Origin of the sequence: Klebsiella sp. 28, from assembly GCF_018223905.1 — a bacterium.
GTDB classification, from domain to species: domain Bacteria; phylum Pseudomonadota; class Gammaproteobacteria; order Enterobacterales; family Enterobacteriaceae; genus Klebsiella; species Klebsiella pneumoniae.
The window spans coordinates 1-5,804 of sequence record NZ_JAGRQY010000181.1 but is presented as its reverse complement, the minus strand read 5'-3'; the positions used below and the strand labels follow the sequence as shown (position 1 = coordinate 5,804).

At 57.8% G+C, this 5,804-nt stretch carries 7 protein-coding genes; 6 read left to right on the top strand and 1 reads right to left on the bottom strand.

The genetic code is table 11. The features are described 5' to 3' along the window. Positions 1-450 precede the first annotated feature (450 nt). The gene (locus KHQ28_RS24730) at positions 451-666 is read left to right on the top strand and encodes an AlpA family transcriptional regulator (RefSeq protein ID WP_032418458.1); all 216 of its coding nucleotides are present in this window, start codon (positions 451-453) and stop codon (positions 664-666) included. 35 nt (positions 667-701) lie between these two features. Beyond that, complete coding sequence (locus tag KHQ28_RS24725; protein WP_032418456.1) at positions 702-2,771, top strand: DUF927 domain-containing protein; 2,070 nt, start codon at positions 702-704, stop codon at positions 2,769-2,771. Between the two features lie 318 nt (positions 2,772-3,089). Here KHQ28_RS24725 and KHQ28_RS24720 read toward each other — a convergent pair whose 3' ends face one another. Beyond that, the gene (locus KHQ28_RS24720; protein WP_087757875.1) at positions 3,090-3,446 is read right to left on the bottom strand and encodes a helix-turn-helix domain-containing protein; all 357 of its coding nucleotides are present in this window, start codon (positions 3,444-3,446) and stop codon (positions 3,090-3,092) included. A gap of 94 nt (positions 3,447-3,540) precedes the next feature. On the opposite strand from KHQ28_RS24720, the gene KHQ28_RS24715 reads away from it, so the two are divergent. The 4 genes from KHQ28_RS24715 to KHQ28_RS24700 form a co-directional block, all read left to right on the top strand. Then, positions 3,541-3,825 (top strand): helix-turn-helix transcriptional regulator, encoded by a 285-nt coding sequence (locus KHQ28_RS24715; RefSeq protein ID WP_032418453.1) that lies wholly within the window; start codon positions 3,541-3,543, stop codon positions 3,823-3,825. 112 nt (positions 3,826-3,937) lie between these two features. Further along, positions 3,938-4,459 carry a PTS glucitol/sorbitol transporter subunit IIC gene (locus KHQ28_RS24710; protein WP_032418451.1) on the top strand — a complete coding sequence of 174 codons (522 nt, stop codon included), beginning with the start codon at positions 3,938-3,940 and terminating at the stop codon, positions 4,457-4,459. Beyond that, positions 4,456-4,830, top strand: coding sequence for a PTS glucitol/sorbitol transporter subunit IIA (locus KHQ28_RS24705; protein ID WP_032418449.1), 375 nt, complete (start codon positions 4,456-4,458; stop codon positions 4,828-4,830). Before KHQ28_RS24710 ends, KHQ28_RS24705 begins: the two co-directional genes overlap by 4 nt. After that, the coding region (locus tag KHQ28_RS24700; RefSeq protein ID WP_032418448.1) for a PTS glucitol/sorbitol transporter subunit IIB at positions 4,827-5,804 on the top strand (978 nt) is incomplete at its 3' end. The genes KHQ28_RS24705 and KHQ28_RS24700, both read left to right, overlap by 4 nt.

Here is a 5,804-nt window from a genome sequence, read left to right as displayed (position 1 = left end):
AAAATTAAACAACGTGTTATTGAATGTATAACAACACAATGATTTTAGAATACTTTAAGAACTACGAGAACTTATATCAATAGAAATATATTTAAATTAATTCAAAATGTCGTTGGTAAATAGTTATTTTATATATTGGACCTTTCATAATTAAAAATATCTTCGCTTAATTTTTTGGGTACCTATGTGGTAATTCCACCATTGTGAAGTGCTTGTAGTCGTGCGTTGCCATCCGTAAACATGAGTATCTCTTATCCCTGCAGAGCCAAAAACCAATAAAACTCTTTATTTCCAATGAATTAACCAGATATCATAATTTTTTGTAGTAAAGAAATTCTTTCAGGACTTATTAATTTCTATCCGGACTTAACTTTTTCACCCGGACCTATCCCCTTGCTCCCCATTCCGCGCTATAACCGCTCCGACACTCTGTTCCCGTGAGGTGCAATCATGAAAACCCGTGCTGACAATAACGATGCTTTTCCCGAAAGCGGCAATGTGCGTATGCGGCAGGTGGTCCAGTTTCTGGCGATGAGCGAATCGTCGGTTTACCGCCTGATTAAAGACACCGACTTTCCCCGCCCCGTCCACCTCTCTTCCCGACTGGTGGTCTTCGATGCTGCTGAAATCCGCCAGTGGCAACAGCGCCGCGCCGCCATTCGTTAATCCACGCTCAGGGATGAGCCGACTGATCCCCCATCATGAAACGCGCCCCCTTTCTCTGTAAGCAGTCTCCGGACCGCACGCTCGAAGTGGTGATCCTTGCCGGAAGTCTGGCATGGGAGACCTCACGCATCTGGCGAAAAGATCCCGAGCGGGAAGATGATGTTCCCCCGGTGGTGCTCGGCCCGGATGAACTGGCCGATCTGGATAACCTGACCATTATCAGACCCGACACACTCTACGTCCGGGTACTCCGCACCGGCGATATCCGCGAAGAGGAGTTGCTGAAAATTGCGGTAAAACTGGCGCACGCGGGTGTGCAGATGGCCCGGCTGATGAGCCCTGACGGTGAGTTGCTGGAGGACTGGAGCGGTCAGCTTGCACGCCTGCGACAGGAAAGGCCTTCCGACATTCTGCCGGATCACTTCCGCCTCGATGAGGAGGCACTGTGGTTTGACAAGCTCACCGAACGCCGCGACGGTGAAAGCGACGTCCAGCCCCAGCGCATCTGTTCCCCTCTGCGCGTCACCGCCATCACCTGCGACAGCCATGACGACAGCTATGGACGCCTGCTGGAATGGCACACCACCACCGGGCAGTTGCGGCGCTGGGCCATGCCGATGGCAATGCTCAGCGGCAACGGCGAGGAGTTGCGGCGCATCCTGCTGGAAAACGGCCTGACCTACATCTCCACCCGCCCCGCCCTGCGTAGCCTGTTATGTGAGTACATTTCGCGGTCACTCCCCGGACGCCGGGTCACCTGCGTGGAGAAAACCGGCTGGCACAACGGCGTGTATGTGCTGCCGGATGAAGTTATTGGTCCGGGTGGCGACAACATCATTCTCCAGGGCAGCCACTACCTGACCGGCGGCTTTGCGCAGGCAGGGACGCTGGCAGAATGGCAGGGGCAGGTCGCCGCACTCTGTGCAGGCAACTCGCGGCTGGTCTTTGCCGTCTGCTGTGCGCTGGCCGCCCCGCTGCTGCGCCTGACCGGAACGGGTGGCGGAGGTTTTCATCTACGCGGTGAGTCCACTGACGGTAAAACCACGGTGATGAAGGTGGCCGCTTCCGTCTGTGGCGGCACGGATTACTGGCACTCCTGGCGGGCGACCGGGAATGCGCTGGAGGGAATTGCCAGCCGCCACAACGATGCCCTGCTGCCGCTCGATGAACTGCGCGAAGTGGACCCGCGGGAAGCCGGAATGATTGCCTATATGCTGGCGAACGGCCAGGGCAAGGGGCGCGCCCGCACTGACGGCGAAGTGCGCAACCGCAGGCACTGGACGCTGCTGCTGTTCTCCACCGGAGAGCTGTCGCTGGCGGAACACACCGAACGCGCCGGGGAGCGCCTCTACGCCGGGATGGACGTGCGCATGGTACAAATCCCCAGCGATACAGGGAATCATGGCGCGTTTGAACAGCTACACGGCTTTGCCAGCGGCCAGCAGTTCGCCGATACCCTCTGCGACCGGGTCGCCCGCTTCCACGGCACCGCCTTTCGTGCCTGGCTGGCCTTCCTCACCCACGACCAGGACGCCAGCACCACGCTGGCAAGAGAGTTACTTCGCCGCTACCAGACTGCCCTGATGCCGGAGAACGCCGGAAACCAGGTGCAGCGCATCGTGGCCCGTTTTGCGCTGCTGGCGGTGGCCGGAGAGATGGCGACGCTGCAGGGTATCACGGGCTGGCAGGAAGGCACGGCATATGGGGCGGTCCAGATCTGCCTGCACGCCTGGCTGAACGAGCGCGGCCATATTGCTAACCAGGAGGATGAAGGCGTGCTGGCGCAGATCAAGCGGTTCATTACCGCGCACCAGTACAGCCGTTTTGCCTCGTGGGACGGCCCGGACCGCCCGCTGAATATGGTGGGCTTTCGCCGGGTGGAAAAAGATCCGCTGACGGGTGAAGAATACACACTGTTTCACATCCTGCCGGAGGGCTGGCGGGAAATGTGCCGGGGATTCAGCCCCGCCAGAGCGGCCAGATTATGTCTGGAAGCGGAATGCCTGCTGCCCGGCAGCGACGGGAAATACCAGTCGCAGGTTCGCCTGCCGGAGATCGGCAAAGCCAGGGTCTACCGCCTTACCTCCCGCATCCTCAGTATCTGAGTGCAGTCTCGCGTGTCTTAAAAAAAGGTGGTACAGGGTGGGACAAGTGGTACACGCAGAGCTGGCGCGGGTTTCAGCGTCCCACATTACAGAATTTGGTTTAAAAAAAGTGGTACAGGGTGGGACAGCCGTTGCTGAATCTGTCCCACTTTTCCGACTCGCATTTTTCAGGTGGTACAGCGCAAAGCCACGGCTGGCGCGGTTGTACCACTTGTCCCACCTGTACCACCTCAAAAACAGAAGGAATGAAAATGGCGAAAAGGGACTGAAAAGGCAAAGGCTGAAAGGAGGGGAGAATAAGGGGAACGGGCTTGCCCTTTAAGGATTTGGTGAAAACAGTAATGTACGGCCCGGATTATTCTTCTTAAAACGGTGATACTGAAGGATCAATTCTGCAAGCTCATCGTCTACAGCATAAAAATACGCTTCCGGTACATCAAGCGCAGCCGCCAGCTTACAGACAAGCTTAAAATCGGGTGCATGGACTTCCTTTTCATACGAACTGATACGCGCGCTTGCGGATTCTTCATCCAGCCCTGCGAGTACACCCAGTTCCGCTTGCGTCAGATCAGCCCTGACTCTTGAAATCTTTAATCTTTTACCAATCACGATTGCCACCCTGCACCTGAATATGCAGGAATTATCCCTTTCTGGGCAGCAACCATCTTCAGGCATTCCCTTACCTATTCATGTATTACTTGAATTTTGATTACATTTAGAGCAATATTCAAGAATTGCGTGATTTATCACGGTTAAAAAGAGAAAACCGATGAAAAAGTCAACAACCAAAGACTGGCACCCCGCCGACATCATCGCAGCCTTACACAAGCGCGGCACCAGTCTGGCGAAACTGTCGCGGGAAGCGGGGCTGGCCTCGTCAACGCTGTCGAATACCCTGACGCGCGCGTGGCCGAAAGGCGAGTGGCTGATTGCCATCGCGCTCGACGTGCATCCGTCTGAAATCTGGCCCGGCCGTTACCTCAATTCCAGTAACAAACGTGAACCCCGAAAACCGCTTCACCCGATGACAACAACCGACAACTCCGGGACATAACGACCCGCGCTGTGAGTGGCAGGACGCATTAACCAACGATACCTGACAGGAGAGTTGTTTATGCACACCGAACCACAACCCAACACCATCACACTCAGTACAGGAGGCCGCCATGTTTCTGGTCTCCCTGGCTGAAGGCTTTATCCACCTGTTCCAGGCCGCAGGCAAAATCTTTCTCGACATGATGACCGGGCTTATCCCGATGCTTATCTGTCTGCTGCTGGCCATCAATTTCCTGATGAAGCTGGTCGGCACCATCAGAATGGAGAAAGTCGCCGCCCTGCTCGGCCGCTCGCGCATCCTCACCTACGGCGTGCTGCCGGTGCTCGGCTGGTTCTTTATGAGCAGCCCCGGTGCGCTGACCCTCGGCAAGCTTCTTCCCGAAAAGAGCAAGCCCGGCTATGAAGATGCGCTCGGCACCACAGCCCATCCCCTCACCAGCCTGTTTCCCCACGTGGTGCCGTCAGAGCTGTTTGTCTGGCTCGGCGTCGCCGCCGGGGTTAAGGCGCTCGGCCTGCCCGTCACCTCGCTGGCGCTGCGCTATATCGCTGCCGCCATGCTGATTGGCCTGATACGCGGAATTATCACCGAGTACCTGTTCCTGCGGCTCAGCAAGCGGGGGAATGTGCCATGATGATTTACTGCGCGCGTATTACTGCCATCGGGCTGTTTGTCGCCGACGGCCTGACCGACAAGATGCTCATCACCTTCGACAGCAACGGGCCGAAGGACTGTCTCGATTACTCGCTGTCGCTGGAGCCGTCGTTCCGGGAAGAGAGCCTGATGATACTCCCCGGCGACCGCCTGATGCTGGCGGGACACGACTATCTGGTGACTGCCGTCGGCAAGGGGGCACAACAGGCGCTGTTTGAGCTCGGCCACCTGACGCTGGTGTTCAACGGTGACCTGAATCCCTGCCACACCGGTACGGTTCATCTCTCCGGCCCGGTACCGAATCTGCGCGACCTCCACGGTAATCTGGTGATAGAGGAGGGACGCCCATGAATACGGTGCTTATTCCGCCCGGTCCCGGCGGCTACGGTAAAGGGCTGTGGCTGCCCGTTGCCAGTGGCAAAAAGGTGCTGTCGCTGACCGGACGAGAGATTCATCCGGTGGCGATAGAAATCGGCGCGCTCACCGAATCGGAAATCGTTAACGGCTTCTCTGACATTCCGCCGGATAACGACATCCTGTGCGTGGTGATTAACTGCGCCGGGTCCCTGCGCTGCGGCCTGTATCCGCAGAAGGGCATCCCGACCATCAACGTGCTCCCCACCTGGCGCGCCGGGCCGCTGGCGCACTTTATTACCGAAGAGAATTACGTCTCCGACGTCACGATGGAACAGCTGGTTCTGGTGGATACCGCCGAAGCGCCGGACAGCGAGCCTGAGATAACACCGGAGCCTGCACTACGGGTTATCACCACACCACCACCTCCTCGCGGCGCGGAGAAGCTGGTGCGCATGGTCGAGCAGACCGGCACCGCCGTCGGCCACGTTATCGCCCTGCTGTTCGCCGCCAGCCGTGAAGCGGTGGACGTGTCGCTGCGCAACGTCATCCCGTTTATGGCCTTTGTCTCGCTGCTGATAGCCCTGGTACAGGAAACCGCGCTCGGCAGCCTGATTGCCCATGCCATGACGCCGCTGGCCAACTCGCTGTGGGGACTGGTGCTGCTGTCGCTCATCTGCGGCATTCCGTTCCTCTCCCCGGTACTCGGGCCGGGCGCGGCCATCTCGCAGGTCATCGGCGTGATGATTGGCACCCAGATTGGCGCTGGCGCAATATCCCCGGCCTTCGCCCTGCCCGCGCTGTTTGCCATCAACGTGCAGGTCGGCTGCGACTTCGTGCCGGTCGGCCTTTCGATGCAGGAGGCCAAACCGGAGACCATCGCCAAAGGCGTACCCGCCTTTTTGCTGTCGAGACAACTGACCGGGCCGCTGGCGGTCATCATCGGCTGGCTGTTTTCCCTGGGCTTATTC